The organism is Cellulophaga fucicola, assembly GCF_900119145.1.
Lineage (GTDB): Bacteria > Bacteroidota > Bacteroidia > Flavobacteriales > Flavobacteriaceae > Cellulophaga > Cellulophaga fucicola.
Genome location: NZ_FPIY01000004.1, coordinates 294,551 through 314,540, shown reverse-complemented (window position 1 = coordinate 314,540; position 19,990 = coordinate 294,551). Strand labels below are relative to the sequence as shown.

Sequence of the window (19,990 nt, the reverse complement as noted above, 5' to 3'; positions counted from 1 at the left end):
TTAAAACTAGCTGTTGAGTGTTATACAATAGGTATAGCAATTAACAAACAATTTAAGGTGGCCATGGCGATGAGGCTCACCCCTTTCCATTCCGAACAGGGAAGTTAAGCTCATCTGCGCCGATGGTACTGCCACTAGGTGGGAGAGTAGGCCGTCGCCTTTTTTCAAAAGCCCTTATCTAACGATAAGGGCTTTTTTTATACCCTAAATTTAAGGATAGTATAGATTACAAGTCATAGTTTATACAAATAGCATCAAAAAAGGCCTAGATATACTCTAGGCCTTTTTTAGTTTATAGAGGGGTATACGCGTGTATAACCAAACTTGTACTAGTTGTATTTATATAGGCTAGTATATAGTTTCAGAATAGCTAGTTATTTAGCAGTAATAGGAGGAGTGAATTGTTGTAATGTGTAGTTTACGGTAGTTAGATTGTAGATAATGTATTAATTAGGTTTATATATTTTGTTATAGGCTATATATTAACTATTTTTTGTGCTTATTACTAAGAAGTGAAATACAATGTTAAAAGTAAGCTAATATTAAAGTTAAATAGGTTTTTTGTATTGTAGGGATAATGTGTTTCTAGTTGGAATTATTTCATTTTACTAAAAATAACGTATAAATTTTGGTGTATATTTAAATTTACAGGGTTATTTATGTTAAAAATATACTATGCACGCATAATTTATTACTGTTAATAGTTGTTAAAATCAAAAAAAAATATAACTTCACATCAAAACTAACTTAATTCAATACTAGAATGAGAAAAATAATTCTTTTTTCTTTCCTTATTTTCGGTGTTTTGGGGTATTCTCAGACAACTATAAAAGGAAAGGTTGTTGATCAAAACGATCAGCCAGTATCCTCTGCCAACGTTGTAATTGTTGGGAAGGCAGAAGGTGTAGTAGCAAATTTTGATGGAATTTTTACGTTAACCACGTCAGAAGTTCCTCCATTTAAATTAAAAATAACAAGCATAGGTTATTCATCTTCAACTGTGAATGTGACTTCAAATAATCAATCATTAACAATAAAGTTAAATGAAGAGGCAACACAATTAGGAGAAATTGTAATCTCTGCTTCTAGGACGCCAGAACGTATTTTTGAATCTCCTGTATCTGTAGAGCGTTTTGGCTTAAAGGATATAAAAAATACTGCATCATCAGATTTTTATGATGGTTTAGAAAATCTTAAAGGAGTAGATATCAATACAAATAGTTTAACATTTAAATCTATTAACACTAGGGGGTTTGCAACGTTTGCAAATACTAGGTTTATGCAAATGGTAGATCAAATGGATAATGCTGCTCCAGCATTGAACTTTCCATTAGGTAACCTTTTGGGTATGACTGAAACTGATGTTTTAAGTGTTGAATTGTTACCTGGTGCTGCGTCGGCATTATATGGAGCAAATGCATTTAATGGTATTTTATTTATGAGAAGTAAGAGTCCATTTGATTTTCAGGGTATAAGTTCATATATGAAGAGAGGAATAACATCTCAAGAAGTTTCAGGAGATAATACGTATACGGATTTTGGTATTAGAGCCGCTCATAAATTTAGTGAAAAGTTTGCTGGTAAAGTTAACTTTGGTTACCTAAAGGGTACAGATTGGGGAGCCGATAATGAAACTGATAAGTTATTTAGGGGATTTACTAGAGACGATTTAGATTATGATGGTGTAAACATATACGGTGATGAAGTAAGTCAGAATATGTTTAGTGTTGCACAAATACTTACTAAAACTATTAACCCAGCAACTGGAGAGCCAATTTTACCTGCAGGAGCAGAAGCTTTGGTTCCAAGTGTAAATGTGAGTAGAACCGGTTATAATGAAAAATATTTAACAGACTATAATGCAGAAAGCATTAAGGCAGACTGGGGACTTTACTACAGACCATGGGAAAATGATTTTGAAATTTCTTATGTTGGTAAGGTAGGTTCTGGATCTACAATTTACCAAGGAGCAAATAGATATGCTATTGATGATTTCTTTTTGCAACAGCATAAAATTGAAATTAAAAATGACAACTTTTTCTTAAGAGGGTATATGACTGAAGATAAAGCTGGAGATTCTTATGATATGGTATTTACAGGGATTAATATTAACAGAGCTTGGAAATCTGATCCACAATGGTTTGCAGAGTATGTGGGTACGTATGTACAGAGTACTTTAGGTGGTGCAACATCAGACCAAGCACACGCTAATGCAAGATCACAAGCAGAATCTGGCAGGTATTTGCCAGGTACACCTGAGTTTCAGGCAGCATTTGAAAAAAGTATAAATGATCCGGATTTAAGTTCTGGTTCTAAGTTTCAAGATAATTCAAAAATTTATCACGCAGATGTAAACTATAATTTTTCTGAAGTAATTGAATTTGCCGACATTCAAGTTGGTGGGTCTACAAGAACATATGAGTTAAATTCTTCAGGTACAATTTATACAGATAATGACGGTCCAATTAGATATTCTGAATTTGGTGTTTATACACAAATACAGAAAAAATTAATGGAAGATCGTTTAAAGTTAACTGGTTCTTTACGTTATGATAAGTCTGAGTTGTTTGATGGGTTCTTCTCTCCTAGATTAGCTGCTGGTTATACTTTAGGAGAAAATAAAAATCATAATTTAAGAGCTTCTTTTCAAACAGGATTTAGAAATCCAACTACACAAGATTTATATATAGGCTTAGATGTAGGTAGAGCTGTTTTAATAGGTGGTGCAAAAGATAACTTGGAGAGAGATGTTAGAACATACAATATTAGTCAAGATGCACAAGATGATCTAGGTCAGCCTGCAACTATTGAAAAATCTGGAGATGGAGCTTATAATAATTCTTATTTAGCAAGTTCTTTACAGGCTTTTGGAGCTTCAGGAAACCCTGCTGATTTAAAAGTAGCAAATTCAAACTTAGCAAAACCAGAACAGGTAACTTCGTTTGAATTGGGATATAGAGGAAAAGTACACGGTGTTGTGATAGATTTAAGTGGATATTACAATAGTTATAAAGACTTTTTGTCTAATGAAACGGTAGTTTCTACTTTTTATGGAGAAGCAGGTGATAATAGCTTATCAGTTTTGGCATTAGCTAATGGAGATTACCAAGCATACCAAACATATACAAACTCAGAAGCAAATGTAAATTCTTACGGGGCTACTTTAGGTTTAGATACAAAAGTTTTAGGTGGATTTGATTTAGGGGCGAATTATACATACTCTAAATTAGATTTTGATAAAGAGGCAAATCCAGATTTTAAAACAAATTTTAATACACCAGAACATAAGTTCAAGGCTAGTTTTGGTAAAACGAATTTGTTTGAAAATATAGGATTTAATGTAGCTTATAGGTGGAGTGACTCTTATTTTTGGGAAGCTTCATTCGGAGACGGACAAGTTCCTTCTTACAGCGTTTTAGATGCTCAGGTTAATATTACAGTTCCAAGTATAAAATCTAACTTTAAAGTTGGTGCTTCTAACTTATTAGGAGATGAGTACTTTACAGCTTTTGGTACAGGTTATGTTGGATCTCAGTACTATCTTTCTTGGACAATTAATAATTTATAAGATTTTAATATGAAAACTAAATATATATGGCTTATAGCCGCAATGGCAGCATTTTCTTCTTGTAGTGATGACGACGATTCATCTACTATGATCGAAACTCCATTGCCAGAATTAACGGCAGGTACTGCAGATTTTTCAAATTATGTTGCTGTTGGTGCATCTTTTACTGCCGGTTACACAGATGGGGCTTTATTTAACGCAAGTCAGCAAATGTCATTTCCTAATACATTGTCAACTTTGTTTGCGAATGCTGGTGGAAGTTCAACTTTTTCTCAGCCTTTAACTAATGATAATTTTGGTGGTTTGGCATTAAACGGAGATAGGATTTTAGAGCCAAGATTAGTTTTTGGTGGAGCAGGGCCAGTACCGCTTGAAGTAGCGCTAAAAGCACCTGTTACTGTTACAACAGATGTGCTATTAAATAATCCAACAGGGCCTTTCCAGAATATGGGAGTTCCTGGGGCTAAAAGTTTTCATTTGTTAGCAAACGGATATGGTAATATATCTAATTTATCTGCAAATTTAGCAAATCCTTATTTTGTTAGGATGACAGGGAGTACTCCTGATGCTAGTATCTTAGAAATGACTGTAGCGCAAAATCCAACATTTTTTACATTGTCAGAAATTGGAGGTAATGATGTTTTAGGATATGCAACTTCAGGTGGAGATGATTCAAATGCAATTACACCCTCTGCTACTTTTGATTATGCATTAAGTACTATTGTAGATGCTTTAACTGCAAACGGAGCAAAAGGAGCGGTAACAAATGTACCTTATATAACAACATTGCCTCACTTTACAACTGTGCCTTATAATCCTGTGCCAATGGATGCTGCTACAGCATCTGCTGTAAATGATGGTTATGCAGAATACAACGGAGGTTTGTCAACAATGGTTTTGTTAGGTCAAATAGATCAAGATGAAGCTGATGCGCGTACAATAGAATTTGTGCCGTCATTAACTAATGCTGTGGTTATTGAAGATGAAGATTTAACAGATTTATCTGCATTTGGTTTGCCAAGTTATAGACAAGCAACTTCGGAAGATTTATTGGTGTTACCTGCGTCATCTTTTATAGGAACAGAAGTTAATGATGACCCAACAAAGGTTAATGGAGTATCTGTGCCTCTAAAAGATAAATGGGTGTTAATACCAAGTGAATTAGCGGCTATTAATGAAGCTACAGATGCTTACAATGCAACAATTGCGGCGGTGGTTTCTGCAAAAGGCTTGGCATTAGTAGATTTAAATTCAGTTCTTTCTCAAGCTTCAGAAACAGGAATTACTTTTGATGAGTATACAATGAATACTGATTTAGTTTTTGGAGGTTTAGTTAGTTTAGACGGGGTACATTTAACTTCGAGAGGATATGCGCTTATGGCTAATAAATTTTTAGAAGCTATTGATGTAACTTACGGTTCTAACTTTGTAGCGTCTAAAACACTAGCTACGGCAGCAGTTTTTCCAACAAATTTTTCGCCAACATTACAATAAATAAATTTTAGAATAAGTTTAAAAAGCGCCTTAATTATTAAGGCGCTTTTTTTATTAATATAGTACAAGAATGAAAAGGTTTTCAATAAGTTAAAAAAACAATAAAAAGTAGTTTTTATTTAAATTTGAAAAACTTATCTTTGCACCCTGAAAAAGATAGGGTCTGTATTACAGGATTTTATGTTTTTTAAAAAACGAAAAATTATATATAAATAAATACTGATAGCAATGTCTAAAGTTACAGGTAAAGTTTCCCAAATTATTGGCCCAGTTATAGATGTGGAGTTCCAAGCAGGGGTAGATCTTCCAAAAATTTATGATTCATTAGAAATTAAAAAAGCAGATGGATCACTTTTGGTTTTGGAAGTACAATCACACATTGGTGAAAACACAGTAAGAACTATCTCTATGGATTCTTCTGATGGTTTAAGCCGTGGAGCAGAGGTTAATGCAACAGGAAGCGCTATACAAATGCCAGTTGGTGATGACGTTTACGGACGTTTGTTCAACGTAATTGGAGATGCTATTGATGGTCTTGGAAATTTACCTAAAGCAGGTAAAGATGGTTTGCCAATCCACAGGGATGCACCAAAATTCGAAGATTTATCTACTTCTACAGAAGTATTATTTACAGGTATTAAAGTAATTGACCTTATTGAGCCTTATGCAAAAGGTGGTAAAATTGGTTTATTCGGTGGTGCTGGTGTAGGTAAAACAGTATTGATTCAGGAATTAATTAACAACATTGCAAAGGGTCACGGTGGACTTTCTGTATTTGCTGGTGTAGGTGAGCGTACTCGTGAGGGTAACGATTTACTACGTGAAATGTTAGAGTCGGGTATTATTAAATACGGTGATGACTTTATGCATTCTATGGAAGAAGGTGGATGGGATTTATCTAAAGTTGATAAATCTGTAATGAAAGATTCTAAAGCAACGTTTGTTTTCGGACAAATGAATGAGCCTCCTGGAGCGCGTGCACGTGTTGCATTATCTGGTTTAACTATTGCAGAATATTTCCGTGATGGAGCAGGTGAAGGTCAAGGTAAAGATGTTCTTTTCTTCGTAGATAATATTTTCCGTTTTACACAAGCTGGTTCAGAGGTATCTGCACTTTTAGGTCGTATGCCATCTGCGGTAGGTTACCAACCAACATTAGCAACGGAAATGGGTGCTATGCAAGAGCGTATTACATCAACAAAAAGAGGTTCTATTACATCTGTACAGGCGGTTTACGTACCTGCGGATGATTTAACAGATCCAGCACCGGCAACAACGTTTGCTCACTTAGATGCAACAACAGTATTGTCTCGTAAAATTGCAGAGTTAGGTATTTACCCAGCGGTAGATCCATTAGATTCTACTTCTAGAATCTTAGCTCCAGAAATTTTAGGAAAAGATCACTATTCTTGTGCACAACGTGTAAAAGAGTTGTTACAACGTTATAAAGAATTACAAGATATTATTGCTATCCTTGGTATGGAAGAATTATCTGAGGAAGATAAAATGGCAGTTGGTAGAGCAAGACGTGTACAACGTTTCTTATCTCAGCCTTTCCACGTAGCAGAGCAATTTACAGGTCTTAAAGGTGTTTTAGTAGATATTAAAGATACTATTAAAGGATTTAATATGATTATGGATGGCGAATTAGATCACTTACCAGAATCTGCATTTAACCTTAAAGGTACTATTGAAGAAGCTATAGAAGCAGGAGAAAAAATGCTTGCTGAAGCATAAATAATACATAATATTACGTGTTAGCTAATTGGCTTGCACGTAATATTAACTACTTAATACTTTTATAATTATGTATTTAGAAATTGTATCACCAGAAGCTACATTATTTACAGGAGAAGTTGTTTCTGTAACTGTACCTGGTATAAATGGAGATTTTCAAATGTTATCTAATCACGCACCAATTGTATCATTATTACAAGAAGGTACAGTTAAGATTCAGGGAAATGTATCTATAGACGAAGCTTTTGAGGATAAATTCTCTAAAGATTCTAATGGAGATACTGTTTTAGCTATAAGCAGTGGAACTATAGAAATGAAAGATAATAAAGTTATTGTACTAGCGGATTAACATTAGGAACATAACTCTTTAAAAGGGTATACTACTTGGTAGTATACCCTTTTTTTTGTGCTTTAGAATAATGTCAATCGGTTTTAAATTCTTACAAGGTTTACTTTTTTTAATATAATTCTTACACTTTCGTAGTCTAAAACCTAGTTGTGTACGTATATTACTTATGCCAAATAACCAAATCTTTAATTTTATGAAATCCTATTACTCTATTATTGTTGCAATTCTTCTTTTTATTTCATGTTCTAAGAACAATGACGGGACCTCAGAATTAGATATTAATCATAGCGCTGAATTTGAGTTAACTGCTGGGGTTAACAAGCTTACTATGGCCAACTTACAAGTTGGAGATCTTTTTGGGTTGTGGTGTGAAAATTGAAAACTTTGACGATTCTGAAAATGTAATATATGTTTTAAAGCCTGTTATAGGGAGTCAATTGAAGCATCAGGTTAACAAATTAGATTACAATTTTAAAGAGAAAACGGGACCTATAGAAATCGAAACTCGTTTTAATACTAAATTTGTATATAGATATAATACCAGGGATAGTATTGTAATATCTAGCGCTAAAAGTGAATTTTATTTAGAAATACTAAAATCAGGTACTTTTGAGAATACTTTTACTTTGCAAAAAATGATTAATAAATCTTATGTTTCATCTCTAAATGAACAGTCTTTACTTTTTAATGCAGTAAAAATAAGGGCTTGGACATATTATAAAGAGACTAAAGAATCTAGTTTTTGGAATCATTCTGAAAAAACCCGTTATTATAGATGATGGAGAGCAAGACTATGATAGGTATTTAACAAATGAAAATGGAATTTCTCACACCTATAGTATTACTTATGATATTGAAAAAGAATATAAGAATAATTTCATTGTTGACGAAGAACTTTTATTTAAAGACGATAAAACTACAGAAAAAAGTGCTCCAACAATTTCAAATTTTATAATAGAAAATTTAAAAGTCACTCAAAACTTTACTGATAATAGTCCTTCAAATATTATTAATTATAAAAATATAGTGATAGAAAATCGTGATGGACTTTAATTTTTGGTACATCAATATTATTAATAAAATTTAATTTAAATACTTTATAAATGAAAAAAAATAACCAGTTGTATGTTTTTGCAAGTTTATGTTTATCCTTATTTTTTATTTCTTGTGATAAAAATGATGATAGTCCTAATTCAAATTTAGATGGGCTAAAAGAGGTTTCTTTTCAAGTGGAGCCAGATAATATTATTAGCTCTGAAAAAACTGGAAATACTCGTTTTGATGCATCAACGAACACAACAAATTATGAATATCTTACATTAGTAGAGAAAGAAGCTACTTTAGAGCCACTGTCAATTGTAAGTGCAAATAAGTCGGACATTATTTATCCAGGAAGTATTTTGAGAGGTTCCTCTTTTATGGACGCAGCATATGATCCTATTGTACTTAAAAATGAATTTAATGATGTTGAGCTTTCTTTAACACTTAGAGGAGGGGATTATCCTGTTAGTGTTTCAACACCACCTAAGTTGAGTAGTGTTTCAACACCACCTAAGTTGAGTAGTGTTAGATATGCATTAAACAGTTTGCTGCAAAACAATAAAATTTTAATTGACTATACGGCAGTACCAAGTTTTTATAGCTACGAAAGTAACTCCATAACAACACAAGAAAGTTTTAATAAGACTTTAGATATACATGTTAAAGCAGACGTATTGGGAGGATTGGTTTCTTCTAGTTTTAATTTTAATCAGAGTAGTGGTACAGTGTCTAGTAAAAAATACGTTGTTGTAGAAGTGCGTCAGTGGTTTTATAATGCATCTATAGACCCTAAAAACTACACGCAATGGATAGAAGGTGAAATGGAAGCTGAAGATTTAGGGTCTCATGAGCCGTTGTACGTAAGTAGTGTAGATTATGGTAGAGTTGCGTATTTGTTAATAGAGACAGAAAAAGATGAAGCATATAATAGTTTAATGGTAAAAGCATCAGTTAAAGTTGCTTTGGCGGTAGTAGACGCAAGTACAGACGTAGCTTATTCGGAAGAATTTAAGTCGCTTTTTGAAAATAATAAGGTTAAAGTGCTTATTGCCGGGGGTCCTGTAGAATTGGGAGGTAGAGTTACAGATTATGATAGTTTTGTGCGCTTTTTAGAAACGCCTAATACTGCTGATCTTGTAGGGTCTGCAGCGCCAATTAGCTATAAGGTTCGTAGGTTGTTAGATAATACCGAGGTAGAAGTAAGACAGATGTATACCGAGCAAATTTTAGAGTACAAGGTAGATTAAAAACAAGGAGTTTGGAAAAATGAGTACAGAATATCTTTTAATAGTAGAAACAAATGAAAAATAGGAGCGGGTTGTTTATTGTCAGTATTTTGAGTCTATCGCTTTTCTTTATAGGGTGTGATAAAAATGACGATAATTCTAGTGCTAATTTGAGTGAGCTTAAAGAAGTTTCTTTTCAAGTGGAGCCAGATAATATTATTAGCTCTGAAAAAACAGGAAATACGCGTCTTAGTCCGGAGACCAATACAACAGAATATGAGTACCTTACTCTGGTAGAGAAACAAGCTACTTTAGAGCCACTGTCAATTGTAAGTGCAAATAAGTCGGACATTATTTATCCAGGAAGCATTTTACGAGGTTCTTCTTTTATGGATGCAGCTTATGATCCTATTGTGCTTAAAAATGAGTTTAATAAAGTTGTACTTTCGTTAACTCTTAGAGGAAAGGACTTGCCAGTAAGTTCATCAACTACTCCAAGTTTAAGTAATGTTAGAACATCATTAAACGGATTGCTGGAAAATAGCCAAGCTTTAATTAATTACAATGCAGTACCAAGTTTTTATAGTTATGAGAGTAACTCAGTAACAACTCAAGAAAGTTTTAATAAGACTTTGGACATACATGTTAAGGCAGATGTGCTAGGAGGTCTGGTTTCTTCTAGCTTTAATTTAACCAGAGTAATGGTAGTGTATCTAGTAAAAAGCATGTTATTGTAGAGGTGCGTCAATGGTTTTATAATGCATCTATAGACCCTAAAAACTACACGCAATGGATAGAAGGTGAAATGGAAGCTGAAGATTTGGGGTCTCATGAGCCGTTGTATGTAAGTAGTGTAGATTATGGTAGGGTTGCATATTTGTTAATAGAGACAGAAAAAGATGAATCCTATAATAGTTTAATGGTAAAGGCATCAGTTAAAGTTGCTTTGGCAGTAGTAGATGCAAGTACAGATGTGGCTTACTCTGAAGAGTTTAAGTCCCTTTTTGAGGAGAATAAAATAAAAGTACTTATAGCGGGAGGGCCAGCTCAATTAGGTGGTAGAGTTACGGATTATGATAGTTTTGTGCGTTTTTTAGAAACACCAAGTACTGCTGGCTTAGTTAGTTCTGCGGCTCCAATTAGCTACAAGGTTCGTAGATTGTTAGATAATACAGAAGTAGAGGTAAAACAGATGTATACAGAGCAAATTTTAGAGTACAAGCCTGAATAATTTTGTATTATGTACTGTATAGTCTAAAGTTTGTTACATTTTTTTAAGCTTTTGTTTTATTTCTAGAATAACACATCTAATTGAAAGTTAAAGCCTCTTAGTTCAGAGGTAATTTCTTACTTTTGAAAAGTCTAAATATTAATTTTATACGTATCTACTGTAAATGTCTAGACATAGTATTAAAAATATTATGTCTTAATAATATTTATTTTATTATTGGAGTTAGTATCTGTAATAAATGTAAAGCGCAAAAATAGTCCTTTTGCGCTTTTTTTCTTTATACTTTTTTTATCACATTGGTTACAATTCCCCAAATGACAAAATTGTTGTCTTCTGTTACTTTTATTGGTTTATAATTGGGGTTTTCTGGTTGAAGCCATACAGTGTTGTTTTTGACTTTTAATCTTTTTACAGTAAACTCACCATCTAAAAAGCAGATCGCTATTTTATTATGGCTAGGCTCTAAACTTCTATCTATAACTAGTAAGTCGTTATTTTCTAGTCCGGCTCCAGTCATAGATTCTCCGCTTACTCTTGCGAAGAAGGTTGCTTCAGGATTTTTAATAAGCTCTTTGTCTAAACTTATTCTGTTTTCTTTAAAATCATCAGCAGGAGATGGAAAGCCAGCAGAAATACCCGTGTCTATAAAAATAGTCTGTTTATTTTCTGATGCATCAATAGAAAAAAAAGTTAAGTTGCTTTTGTTTTTCACGCTTATTTTACTTTAATAATGTCTTTAAAATTGGTAGTGTATTTGGGTGATAAATGTTCTTGTTTCATTTTCCAAGTTCGTTCTAGGTCTTGATTTCCTAATTTTAATTTAACCTCACCATATTTATAGTTTAATTTATCTATGGCTTTCATTAAAGGTTTGTGTTTGGGGTTTTCTTTTGTAAATAAATGTAATTGATGATTATTAGTGGGGACAAGACCTGTTACAATTACACCTGCGCGCTTATACTTTACCCCTTTTTTGTAAATATTTTCTATGGCTTTTAATGCTGCGTTACCAATATCTAAACTAGAATCGGTTGCATATGCTAAACTTATAGAAATTGATGCTCTGTGTTGTTCTGTATCTTTTTTATGTCTGTCACTACTTAGTAAAACAACAACCATATGACAACTGGAGCCTTGCACTCGTAATTTTTCTGCACAACTTGTTGCAAAGGTAGATACACGTTCTTTAATGTCACTTAACTCTGTAAAGGTATTTTCAAAGCTTCTGGTTGTTGCTATAGATTTTTTATTTTCTTTTATTTCTAAGTTAAGTGTTGGTATGCCTTCTAGATCTTTTTTTAATCTCCATTCTGTAATGGAAAAATGTTTACGTACCCAATCATCTGGTAAGTTTACAAAGTCTAATGCAGTTTTACAGTTTTTAGCAGCAAGTCTTTTATGTAGTCTATTTCCAATGCCCCAAACATCTTCTAATTTAATCCATTTAAGGGCTTTAATGCGTTTTTCTTCTGTGTCTATAACGTATGTGCCTTTGGTTTGTTTTGGGAACTTACGTGCTATTTTATTAGCTACTTTACTTAGTGCTTTTGTGGGGGCTATACCTACGCAGGTAGGTATGCCTGTCCATTTTAAAACTTTGTATCTTATTTGTGAGCCGTAATTTGTAAAGTTGTAATTGTTAAAGCCTTCAAATTTTAAAAATGCTTCATCTATACTATATACTTCTACATCTGGAGAAAATTGTTTTAGTATAGACATTACGCGGCTACTCATATCTCCATATAAAGAGTAGTTAGAAGAAAGTACGTGTATTTTATTTGCTTTAAAAAAAGCATTGTATTTAAAAGCAGGTGCTCCCATTGGTAATCCTAATGTTTTAGCCTCATCACTTCTAGAGATTACACAGCCATCATTATTACTTAAAATAGCAATAGGTTTTCCTTGTAAGTTAGGGTTAAAAACCCGCTCACAAGAGGCGTAAAAATTGTTACAATCTACTAATGCATACATAGCCGTAAAGGTACAAGATTTGCAACTTAAATCTTATGTATGCAGTAGTAGTCTGTAGTTTTTATAATTTTATTTTTTTAGTCAAATCTTTTGGTAATGCATCTTTGTGTACCATAATACTTATTGCTTTAAGTCGCATATAAGCTTCACTAAAATATACATACCCATTATGTGTAGTTCTGTTAGCGTCTGTACCCCAACTATTTTTTACTTTGTAGTATTTTGTTCCGTTTTGATCTTTTACTGTACCTGTTATGTGCATTAAGTGATCATCGGTTGTTGTAAAATTTTCAAACTCGTTTTGTCTGTAGTTTTGTGTAACTTTTAATTCTGGGTAAATGCCTTCTAAAGCTCTGTTATTGTTCTCTGGGTTGGCAGGTATTACAGCTACTCCGTTTTTAGATGAAAATGTACGTTCACTAACATCGCAATCTAATTCTACTGTAAATCCGTTTTTAAGAGCATTGTCAACAGTACTAATCATCTCATCTAAAGTAACATTTTGCATGCTTCCATTACTCCAGTTGTCTGGAATATTTAAAATAAAAGAACTATAAAATGGTGCGTGTGTAAACGATGTAATTGTAACGTAATCTTCTGGAGTAATTTTAGTCATTTTTAAAAATGAAGCAGGAGTGTATTCTTTCCCTTTGTAAGTAAAAGACGTTTTATTAGTTCCTAGATACACATCTAAAACTGCATCTACAGCTTTAGACCAGTTTTTGCTTAGTTCACCAGCAGGGTTGTCTGCGTATGTTTTTACCATTGCTTCTAGTACAGAAACTAACTCAGCATGGTTATGACTTGTACTGTTCTCTAAAAGTCCGTTGTAGGCCTCTTGTGGTACAAGTCCGTACTCTCTAACAGAATTAATTACATCATGTGCTAGTCCACCTTCACTAAACTGAGCTTTGCCTTGTCTCATTACAAAGTTTTCTGCCTTTTTAGGGTATGTATTGCGCACGGTGTACATTTCAGACAAATCTATTTGTTTGCCTGTAAGTCGTATAATTTCCGATTCTAAAAAAGAAGAAGTAGAAAAACTCCAACACGTTCCAGTGGCACCTTGACTAATAACAGGTGTTGCGTCTAAATCTATAACATCTGTGAATTTGTATGCTTCTTGTGCGTTTATAGCACCTATGGTAAGCATAAAGCTAAGGCTAAAAAGTAATTTTCGCATAGTGTTCTTAATTAATTATTGCTTTGCGGTTAGCGTGTTTTTTTATTGATTAAAAGATTTTATGTATTCTATAATCTCTTTACTCTCGTATTTTTTAGCAAAATCTAAAGCAGATTGCTTGTCGCTGTTTCTAACTCTAATTTGTACACCTGCCTTAACAAGAGCTTTTGCCATAGTTAACCTGTTGTATTTTGCAGTGTACATAAACGGAGTTTTATTGTTGCATGTTTTTTCTACGCTAGCATTTTGCTCTACTAGTTCTGCAAAACAAGATTTAGCGTTAAGTTTTATAGATAGCGTTAGTAAGCTATATTCGGTATCATCTAGCTTGTAGCACTTGTCTAAGTCTTTAGCTGTTAGGTGCTTTTTAAGTTCGGTAACATTGTCGTTCTGTAAGACATTTTTAAGGTCTTCGCTTATTTCTTGTGCACTTGCGTAAGTAGAAATAATAAGTAGGATTGTAAAAAATAGGGTTTTCATTATTTTGGGTTTAATTTATTAGACAAATGTTAGTATTGGAGTTATAGTTTTTTCTATAATAAAGTATAACCAATGTTTACATAAAACGTCAGTGGGTTAAATTTATTCTTTTTCTTTTACATATTCTAATATATCTGATGGTTGGCAAGATAAAGCTTCACAAATGGCTTCTAAAGTTGAAAAACGAATTGCTTTTGCTTTGCCAGATTTTAAAATAGATAAGTTTGCTTCTGTAATATTTATAATTTTAGCGAGTTCTTTACTTTTTATGTTTCGCTTAGCTAATAGTACATCCAGGTTTACAATAATGGGCATAGTTTATATGGTTAAGTCGTTTTCTTGCTTTAAGCTTATAGATTGTTTTATTATAGAAGCTTGTATGTTAAAAAAGAAACCAATTATTAAAATAAAGAGAATTAGAACTTTGTCGCTATCATAAAGTAGCTCTATGGTCTGGCTAAATAAAATTTTCTTTGCAAATGCAATTAGAAGCATTAGGATAGAGGCTATTGAAGACATAATCAGAAAATTACCTGATTTTTTTAGAAATAATGAAATGTTTTTTTGAAAATATCTCTCGTTAAGCATCAATCTAGCTACTTTTCTCAAAAAATAGATGCCTATAATAAGTAGTGCGTAACTAATCATAGATAAACCAATAATTAATATTGAAAATAGATCCCAATTTTCAACAATTTGGTCATCCATATTTATGGAGCCTAAACCTAAGGGTACTACTAATAATGCACTTATGGACGTTAAGCATAGGCAAAAAAATAAAATATCTATTAGGGTTTTAAATAAAATAGTTTTCTTCATAACGGCTATTTATTATTGTTTTTCGATAACAAATATACGTAAATTATTGAATAACAATAATTTTTTTATTTTATTTTAAAAATCATCTCTTTGTATCTTTGCCAAATGCTACCACAAAAACTTCAAAGAAAATTAGAAGAAAGAAAACAGAATATGTCTTTGCGTACATTACCTATGTATAAGCAGTTGGTAGATTTTTCTTCTAATGACTATTTGGGTTTTTCTAAAAATGCTTTAATTTTTAATGCAACACATAAATACTTAGTAGCTAATAATATATTGCAAAATGGAGCAACAGGTTCAAGGTTGTTATCTGGTAATCATAATTTGTATGGTGAGCTAGAGGATAAATTGTCAGTATTTCATCAATCTAAAGCAGCAATAGTTTACAATTCTGGTTATGACGCTAATATTGGTTTTTTTAGTTGTGTTCCGCAACGTGGAGATTTGGTTTTTTATGACGAATTTATACATGCTAGTATAAGAGATGGTATTGCTATGAGTAATGCAAAAGGCTATAAGTTTAAGCATAACAATATTGCAGATTTAGAAAATTTAGTAGAAAGACACTCGGCTACAATAAAAGATAACAAAGCAGCTGTTTACGTAGTTACGGAATCTGTTTTTTCTATGGATGGAGATTCTCCAAACTTAAAAGAAATGGGATTATTCTGTAAAAAACATAAACTATTTTTTGTGGTAGATGAGGCACACGCTGTTGGTGTTTTTGGTGATTATGGCGAGGGCTTAGTGCAAGAGCATAACTTAGTAGATTTAGTTTTTGCTCGTATAATTACATTTGGCAAAGCTATTGGTTGTCATGGTGCAGCTATATTAGGTAGTACTGACTTAAAAACATTCTTGATTAATTTTTCACGTAGTTTTATATATACAACAGCCTTAGCGCCGCATAGTGTAGCTACAATTTTACAGTCGTACTACTTTTTAGATAGTAAAGATGGTAAAATGCAGCAGCAACTTCTGCAAAATGCTGTTCAGTTTTTTAAAAATGAAGTTGATCAACATGGGTTAAAAGAACATTTTATACCAAGTGATTCTGCAATACAATGTTGTTTATTGCCAGGCAATGCAAATATAAAAGCAGTTGCTTTAGAACTGCAAGAAAATGGGTTTAATGTAAAAGCAATATTATCGCCAACAGTGCCAAAAGGTCAAGAGCGTTTGCGCTTTTGTTTGCACGCATATAACAAACCAAAAGAAATAGAAAAAGTAACAGTATTACTGCGTAAATTAATAGATAAATGAGTGAGAAATTTTACAAAATTGCAGCATTTGAATATTTAGCAGATACCGTAATTATAAAAGGAAAGCTAGAGTCAGAAGGTATAGAAGTGTTTTTAAAAGATGAAAACACAGTCAACTCAGACCCATTAATTAGTAATGCAATAGGCGGAATTAAACTTTTGGTTTTAACAGAGGATAAAGATAAGGCACTAGAAATTTATAATGAAATTAGAAGCTATGCAGTAGACGATAATGGTAAACATTTGGTTTGTCCAATATGTAAAGCAGAAAAGCTAGAAGCTTATTATTCCGAAAAGGGAATTTTTTATAGATTATTTCCTTTTTTTGAAAAAAGAAAATTTCGTTGTTTTAATTGTAACGCAGTTTTATAAAGATGAACATCACCTAAATTTGTTTTAGAGTGATAAATGATATGTAAAATGAAAAAAATATTTATAACAGGTATTTCTACAGAAGTAGGTAAAACGGTAGCATCTGCTATAGTAACAGAAGCACTAGAAGCAGATTACTGGAAACCAATACAAGCAGGTGAATTAGATGATTCGGACAGTCATAAAATTGCCAAATTAATAAGTAATAAAAAAACTGTAATTCATAAAAATAGTTACACTTTAAAAACACCTATGAGTCCGCATGCAGCTGCGGAAATAGATGGCGTAGTTATAGAGGTAGATAAAATTGTAGCTCCAAAAACAAAGAATCATTTGGTTATAGAAGGAGCTGGTGGTTTGTTGGTTCCTTTAAATAATAATGATACTGTGTTAGATATTATAGCTCCAGATTATAAGGTAATTGTTGTTTCTAGGCACTATTTAGGTAGTATAAACCACACCTTACTAACTATTAATTACTTGCAAGAACGAGGATTTAATGTTTCTGTAATCTTTAGCGGAGAAGAACACCCTACAACAGAAAGTATTATTCTTTCTAAAACGGGAGTAAAGCTAATTGGCCGCATAAATGAAGAGCCATATTTTGATAAAAATGTGATAAAAGAATACGCAGATTTATTTAGAGATAACCTATAAAATCTAGGGTGGTTTGTATATTTGTCAAAAATTAAAATCTATTAATGTGGGCTAAAAACATATTATAGAAATCTACTAATAAAACTAATGCATAAGCCCTAAAGCTATAGGGTAGCATAATGCTTATGAATCTTACAGATAGAGATAAAAAACACTTGTGGCACCCGTTAACGCAGCATAAATTACATAATACAATGTTGCCAATAGTAAAAGCTAAAGGAGCAGTGTTAACAGATGATAAAGGGAACGATTATGTAGACGGAATATCTTCTTGGTATACATCTGTTTATGGACATTGTAACGACCATATTTTAAATAAGGTTCAGGCTCAAATGCAGCAATTAGATCAGGTGGTATTTAGTGGTTTTACACATAAGCCAGCTATAGAGTTGTCTGAAGAGCTGATAAAAATACTACCTAAGAATCAGGAGAAATTATTTTTTTCTGATAATGGTTCTACTTCGGTAGAAATAGGAATTAAAATGGCATTGCAATATCATTTTAATAAAGGAGAAAAGCGTAATGTTATGTTGGCTTTTGAAGACGGGTTTCATGGAGATACTTTTGGTGCAATGTCTGTTTCTAGTTTATCTGTTTATAATGGTCCTTTTGAAGATTTTTTTATTGATGTAGAGCGCATTCCAGTACCTACAGAAGATAATATTGATGCTATTTTATTGCAGATTGAAGCATTGGTAAAAGAAAAGGCTATTGCAGGTTTTGTGTACGAGCCCCTTGTACAAGGAGCAGCAGCTATGAAAATGCATAGTGCAGATGGTTTAAATAAAATTTTATCAGCCTTAAAAAAACACAATGTACTTTTAGTAGCAGATGAGGTAATGACTAGTTTTGGGAAAACAGGAAAGTACTTTGCATCTGACTATATGGATATAAAACCAGATGTTATGTGTATGTCTAAAGCGCTAACAGCAGGTTTAGTGCCAATGGCAGTTACTAGTTGTACGCAAAAGGTGTATGATGCTTTTTATGATGATGATATTTCTAAAGGGTTATTTCATGGGCATACATATACAGCAAATCCTTTAGCTTGTGCTGCGGCATTGGCAGGGTTAGAGTTGCTTCAGTCTACAGAAATGCAATCTAATATTTCTAGAATAATAGCTTCTCATAAACAATTTAATGAAGAAGTTAAGAATCACCCTAAAGTAAATAATACAAGACAATTAGGTGTTATTTATGCGCTAGATTTAAATATTAAAATGGAGCGCTATGGTAATTTAAGAGATAAGTTATTCAAGCATTTTATGGATTCTGGTGTGTTTTTACGTCCATTAGGAAATACAATTTACATTTTGGCGCCATTTATTACTACAGATGAGCAACTTCAAAAAATATATAACTCAATTAAAGAAGCACTAGAGATAGTTTAAGTATGGGTATTTACATTACGGCACTAGCGTCTATTTCTCCATTAGGATCTTCTTTAGATGAGGTTTGGGAGAGCTATAAAAATGATGCGCATTTACTGCAGGAAAAAAATATAGGCAATCAAAAAAGTTGGGTTGCTAGCTTAGGAGAGGAGGCTAAACAAGAAATTGAAGAATTAAAAAATTCTGATATTAAATATAAAAGTTTAGACGATACTGTTTTGTTTGCAATGTATGCTTCAAGAAAAGCATTAGAACAGGCAGGGTGGTCTTCTAAAGATAATTTTGGTGTAAACTTTGGGTCATCACGCGGAGCTACAGCTTTGTTTGAAAAATATCATACAGAGTTTTTAGAAAAAGACAAAGTATCAACCTTGTCATCACCAACAACTACATTGGGTAATATTTCTTCTTGGGTAGCGCACGACTTGCAAACAAAAGGGCCAGAAATATCACATTCAATAACTTGCTCTACAGCATTACACTCGCTTTTAAATGGAGTTGCTTGGATAAAAAGCGGAATGGCAAATAAGTTTTTAGTAGGTGGTAGTGAGGCTCCTTTAACGGCTTTTACCATTGCGCAAATGAAAGCTTTAAAAATTTATGCCAGAGGTAATGATGCATATCCTTGTAAGGCCTTTGATTTAGAAAAAGACCAAAATACAATGGTTTTGGGTGAAGGTGCTGCGGTAATAGGTTTAGAGAGTGGTAATGCAGCTAATGCTTTGGCAGAAATTGTTGGTGTTGGTTATGCAACAGAGGTGTTAAAACATAATATCTCTATATCTTCTGATGCTGTTTGTTTTCAGCGTTCTATGAAAATGGCTTTAGAAGGTGTAAGCCCAGATGATGTAGATGTTATTGTAATGCATGCGCCTGGAACAATTAAAGGAGATTTATCAGAAATTGAAGCAATAAAAAAAGTTTTTTGTAACAAAGTACCTGCTTTAACTACTAATAAGTGGAAGATAGGGCATTCTTTTGGTGCATCTGGTGTGTTAAGCATAGAGCTCGCAATAGCTATGTTGCAAAAACAAGAGTTTATTAAAGTTCCTTTTGTAAACTATAAAGAGACGCCAAAGAGTATAAAAAGAGTACTTATAAACGCTGTCGGTTTTGGCGGTAATGCTGTAAGTGTTTTATTGCAAAAAAGTTTTTAACATTTTGTAATATTAGCTAAGAGCTAAGTCGTATTTTGCTATCTTTCAC

Annotated in this window: 19 protein-coding genes and 1 rRNA gene; 14 read left to right on the top strand and 6 right to left on the bottom strand. The window is 32.8% G+C overall.

The window, feature by feature from the left end; translation table 11 throughout:
* The first annotated feature begins 53 nt into the window (after nt 1–53).
* The 9 genes from rrf to BT107_RS17400 all read left to right on the top strand — a co-directional run bounded on the left by rrf (nt 54) and on the right by BT107_RS17400 (nt 10,646).
* Nucleotides 54–163, top strand: a 5S ribosomal RNA gene (rrf, locus tag BT107_RS14430).
* A gap of 600 nt (nt 164–763) precedes the next feature.
* Nucleotides 764–3,568 carry a TonB-dependent receptor gene (locus tag BT107_RS14425; RefSeq protein WP_072304531.1) on the top strand — a complete coding sequence of 935 codons (2,805 nt, stop codon included), beginning with the start codon at nt 764–766 and terminating at the stop codon, nt 3,566–3,568.
* A gap of 9 nt (nt 3,569–3,577) precedes the next feature.
* Complete coding sequence (locus tag BT107_RS14420; protein WP_072304530.1) at nt 3,578–5,062, top strand: SGNH/GDSL hydrolase family protein; 1,485 nt, start codon at nt 3,578–3,580, stop codon at nt 5,060–5,062.
* Nucleotides 5,063–5,290: 228 nt separating this feature from the next.
* Nucleotides 5,291–6,799 (top strand): F0F1 ATP synthase subunit beta, encoded by a 1,509-nt coding sequence (atpD, locus tag BT107_RS14415; protein WP_072304529.1) that lies wholly within the window; start codon nt 5,291–5,293, stop codon nt 6,797–6,799.
* A gap of 70 nt (nt 6,800–6,869) precedes the next feature.
* Nucleotides 6,870–7,148, top strand: coding sequence for a F0F1 ATP synthase subunit delta/epsilon (locus BT107_RS14410; RefSeq protein ID WP_072304528.1), 279 nt, complete (start codon nt 6,870–6,872; stop codon nt 7,146–7,148).
* A 344-nt stretch (nt 7,149–7,492) separates the two neighbouring features.
* Nucleotides 7,493–7,927: a hypothetical protein gene (locus BT107_RS14400; protein ID WP_139254330.1), complete on the top strand. Its 435-nt coding sequence runs from the start codon at nt 7,493–7,495 to the stop codon at nt 7,925–7,927.
* A 324-nt stretch (nt 7,928–8,251) separates the two neighbouring features.
* Nucleotides 8,252–9,436: a thiol-activated cytolysin family protein gene (locus BT107_RS14395; protein WP_072304525.1), complete on the top strand. Its 1,185-nt coding sequence runs from the start codon at nt 8,252–8,254 to the stop codon at nt 9,434–9,436.
* A gap of 53 nt (nt 9,437–9,489) precedes the next feature.
* Nucleotides 9,490–10,152, top strand: coding sequence for a hypothetical protein (locus BT107_RS17405; RefSeq protein ID WP_084639243.1), 663 nt, complete (start codon nt 9,490–9,492; stop codon nt 10,150–10,152).
* A 2-nt stretch (nt 10,153–10,154) separates the two neighbouring features.
* Nucleotides 10,155–10,646: a thiol-activated cytolysin family protein gene (locus BT107_RS17400; RefSeq protein ID WP_170854745.1), complete on the top strand. Its 492-nt coding sequence runs from the start codon at nt 10,155–10,157 to the stop codon at nt 10,644–10,646.
* Nucleotides 10,647–10,923: 277 nt separating this feature from the next.
* Here the strand turns inward: BT107_RS17400 and BT107_RS14385 are convergent, their stop codons facing one another.
* The 6 genes from BT107_RS14385 to BT107_RS14360 all read right to left on the bottom strand — a co-directional run bounded on the left by BT107_RS14385 (nt 10,924) and on the right by BT107_RS14360 (nt 15,099).
* Nucleotides 10,924–11,358 carry a LexA family protein gene (locus tag BT107_RS14385; RefSeq protein WP_072304524.1) on the bottom strand — a complete coding sequence of 145 codons (435 nt, stop codon included), beginning with the start codon at nt 11,356–11,358 and terminating at the stop codon, nt 10,924–10,926.
* 2 nt (nt 11,359–11,360) lie between these two features.
* Nucleotides 11,361–12,617, bottom strand: coding sequence for a Y-family DNA polymerase (locus tag BT107_RS14380; protein ID WP_072304523.1), 1,257 nt, complete (start codon nt 12,615–12,617; stop codon nt 11,361–11,363).
* A gap of 61 nt (nt 12,618–12,678) precedes the next feature.
* Entirely contained in the window at nt 12,679–13,800 is a 1,122-nt protein-coding gene (locus BT107_RS14375; RefSeq protein ID WP_072304521.1) for a C1 family peptidase, read from the bottom strand.
* Nucleotides 13,801–13,842: 42 nt separating this feature from the next.
* Entirely contained in the window at nt 13,843–14,280 is a 438-nt protein-coding gene (locus BT107_RS14370) for an ankyrin repeat domain-containing protein (RefSeq protein WP_072304520.1), read from the bottom strand.
* A 102-nt stretch (nt 14,281–14,382) separates the two neighbouring features.
* Entirely contained in the window at nt 14,383–14,595 is a 213-nt protein-coding gene (locus BT107_RS14365; RefSeq protein WP_072304518.1) for a helix-turn-helix domain-containing protein, read from the bottom strand.
* A 3-nt stretch (nt 14,596–14,598) separates the two neighbouring features.
* Complete coding sequence (locus BT107_RS14360; protein WP_072304517.1) at nt 14,599–15,099, bottom strand: DUF2975 domain-containing protein; 501 nt, start codon at nt 15,097–15,099, stop codon at nt 14,599–14,601.
* Between the two features lie 105 nt (nt 15,100–15,204).
* Between BT107_RS14360 and BT107_RS14355 the strand changes: the two genes are divergently transcribed.
* The 5 genes from BT107_RS14355 (at nt 15,205) to BT107_RS14335 (ending at nt 19,941) form a co-directional block, all read left to right on the top strand.
* Nucleotides 15,205–16,365, top strand: a complete 1,161-nt coding sequence (locus BT107_RS14355) for an aminotransferase class I/II-fold pyridoxal phosphate-dependent enzyme (protein WP_072304516.1) — start codon at nt 15,205–15,207, stop codon at nt 16,363–16,365.
* Complete coding sequence (locus BT107_RS14350; protein WP_072304515.1) at nt 16,362–16,736, top strand: putative signal transducing protein; 375 nt, start codon at nt 16,362–16,364, stop codon at nt 16,734–16,736. The genes BT107_RS14355 and BT107_RS14350 overlap by 4 nt, the downstream gene beginning before the upstream one ends.
* A 48-nt stretch (nt 16,737–16,784) precedes the next feature.
* Nucleotides 16,785–17,393: a dethiobiotin synthase gene (bioD, locus tag BT107_RS14345; RefSeq protein WP_072304514.1), complete on the top strand. Its 609-nt coding sequence runs from the start codon at nt 16,785–16,787 to the stop codon at nt 17,391–17,393.
* A 125-nt stretch (nt 17,394–17,518) separates the two neighbouring features.
* Entirely contained in the window at nt 17,519–18,784 is a 1,266-nt protein-coding gene (gene bioA, locus BT107_RS14340; protein WP_072304513.1) for an adenosylmethionine--8-amino-7-oxononanoate transaminase, read from the top strand.
* 2 nt (nt 18,785–18,786) lie between these two features.
* Nucleotides 18,787–19,941 (top strand): beta-ketoacyl-[acyl-carrier-protein] synthase family protein, encoded by a 1,155-nt coding sequence (locus BT107_RS14335; RefSeq protein WP_072304512.1) that lies wholly within the window; start codon nt 18,787–18,789, stop codon nt 19,939–19,941.
* Nucleotides 19,942–19,990: the final 49 nt, after the last annotated feature.

What these genes read in the sequence shown, in the direction of transcription:
- BT107_RS14425 (WP_072304531.1), top strand. Translation starts at nt 764, where the DNA reads ATGAGAAAAATAATTCTTTTTTCTTTCCTTATTTTCGGTGTTTTGGGG.
- BT107_RS14420 (WP_072304530.1), top strand. Translation starts at nt 3,578, where the DNA reads ATGAAAACTAAATATATATGGCTTATAGCCGCAATGGCAGCATTTTCT.
- atpD (WP_072304529.1), top strand. Translation starts at nt 5,291, where the DNA reads ATGTCTAAAGTTACAGGTAAAGTTTCCCAAATTATTGGCCCAGTTATA.
- BT107_RS14410 (WP_072304528.1), top strand. Translation starts at nt 6,870, where the DNA reads ATGTATTTAGAAATTGTATCACCAGAAGCTACATTATTTACAGGAGAA.
- BT107_RS14395 (WP_072304525.1), top strand. Translation starts at nt 8,252, where the DNA reads ATGAAAAAAAATAACCAGTTGTATGTTTTTGCAAGTTTATGTTTATCC.
- BT107_RS17405 (WP_084639243.1), top strand. Translation starts at nt 9,490, where the DNA reads ATGAAAAATAGGAGCGGGTTGTTTATTGTCAGTATTTTGAGTCTATCG.
- BT107_RS14380 (WP_072304523.1), bottom strand. Translation starts at nt 12,617, where the DNA reads ATGTATGCATTAGTAGATTGTAACAATTTTTACGCCTCTTGTGAGCGG.
- BT107_RS14375 (WP_072304521.1), bottom strand. Translation starts at nt 13,800, where the DNA reads ATGCGAAAATTACTTTTTAGCCTTAGCTTTATGCTTACCATAGGTGCT.
- BT107_RS14370 (WP_072304520.1), bottom strand. Translation starts at nt 14,280, where the DNA reads ATGAAAACCCTATTTTTTACAATCCTACTTATTATTTCTACTTACGCA.
- BT107_RS14365 (WP_072304518.1), bottom strand. Translation starts at nt 14,595, where the DNA reads ATGCCCATTATTGTAAACCTGGATGTACTATTAGCTAAGCGAAACATA.
- BT107_RS14360 (WP_072304517.1), bottom strand. Translation starts at nt 15,099, where the DNA reads ATGAAGAAAACTATTTTATTTAAAACCCTAATAGATATTTTATTTTTT.
- BT107_RS14355 (WP_072304516.1), top strand. Translation starts at nt 15,205, where the DNA reads ATGCTACCACAAAAACTTCAAAGAAAATTAGAAGAAAGAAAACAGAAT.
- BT107_RS14350 (WP_072304515.1), top strand. Translation starts at nt 16,362, where the DNA reads ATGAGTGAGAAATTTTACAAAATTGCAGCATTTGAATATTTAGCAGAT.
- bioD (WP_072304514.1), top strand. Translation starts at nt 16,785, where the DNA reads ATGAAAAAAATATTTATAACAGGTATTTCTACAGAAGTAGGTAAAACG.
- bioA (WP_072304513.1), top strand. Translation starts at nt 17,519, where the DNA reads ATGAATCTTACAGATAGAGATAAAAAACACTTGTGGCACCCGTTAACG.
- BT107_RS14335 (WP_072304512.1), top strand. Translation starts at nt 18,787, where the DNA reads ATGGGTATTTACATTACGGCACTAGCGTCTATTTCTCCATTAGGATCT.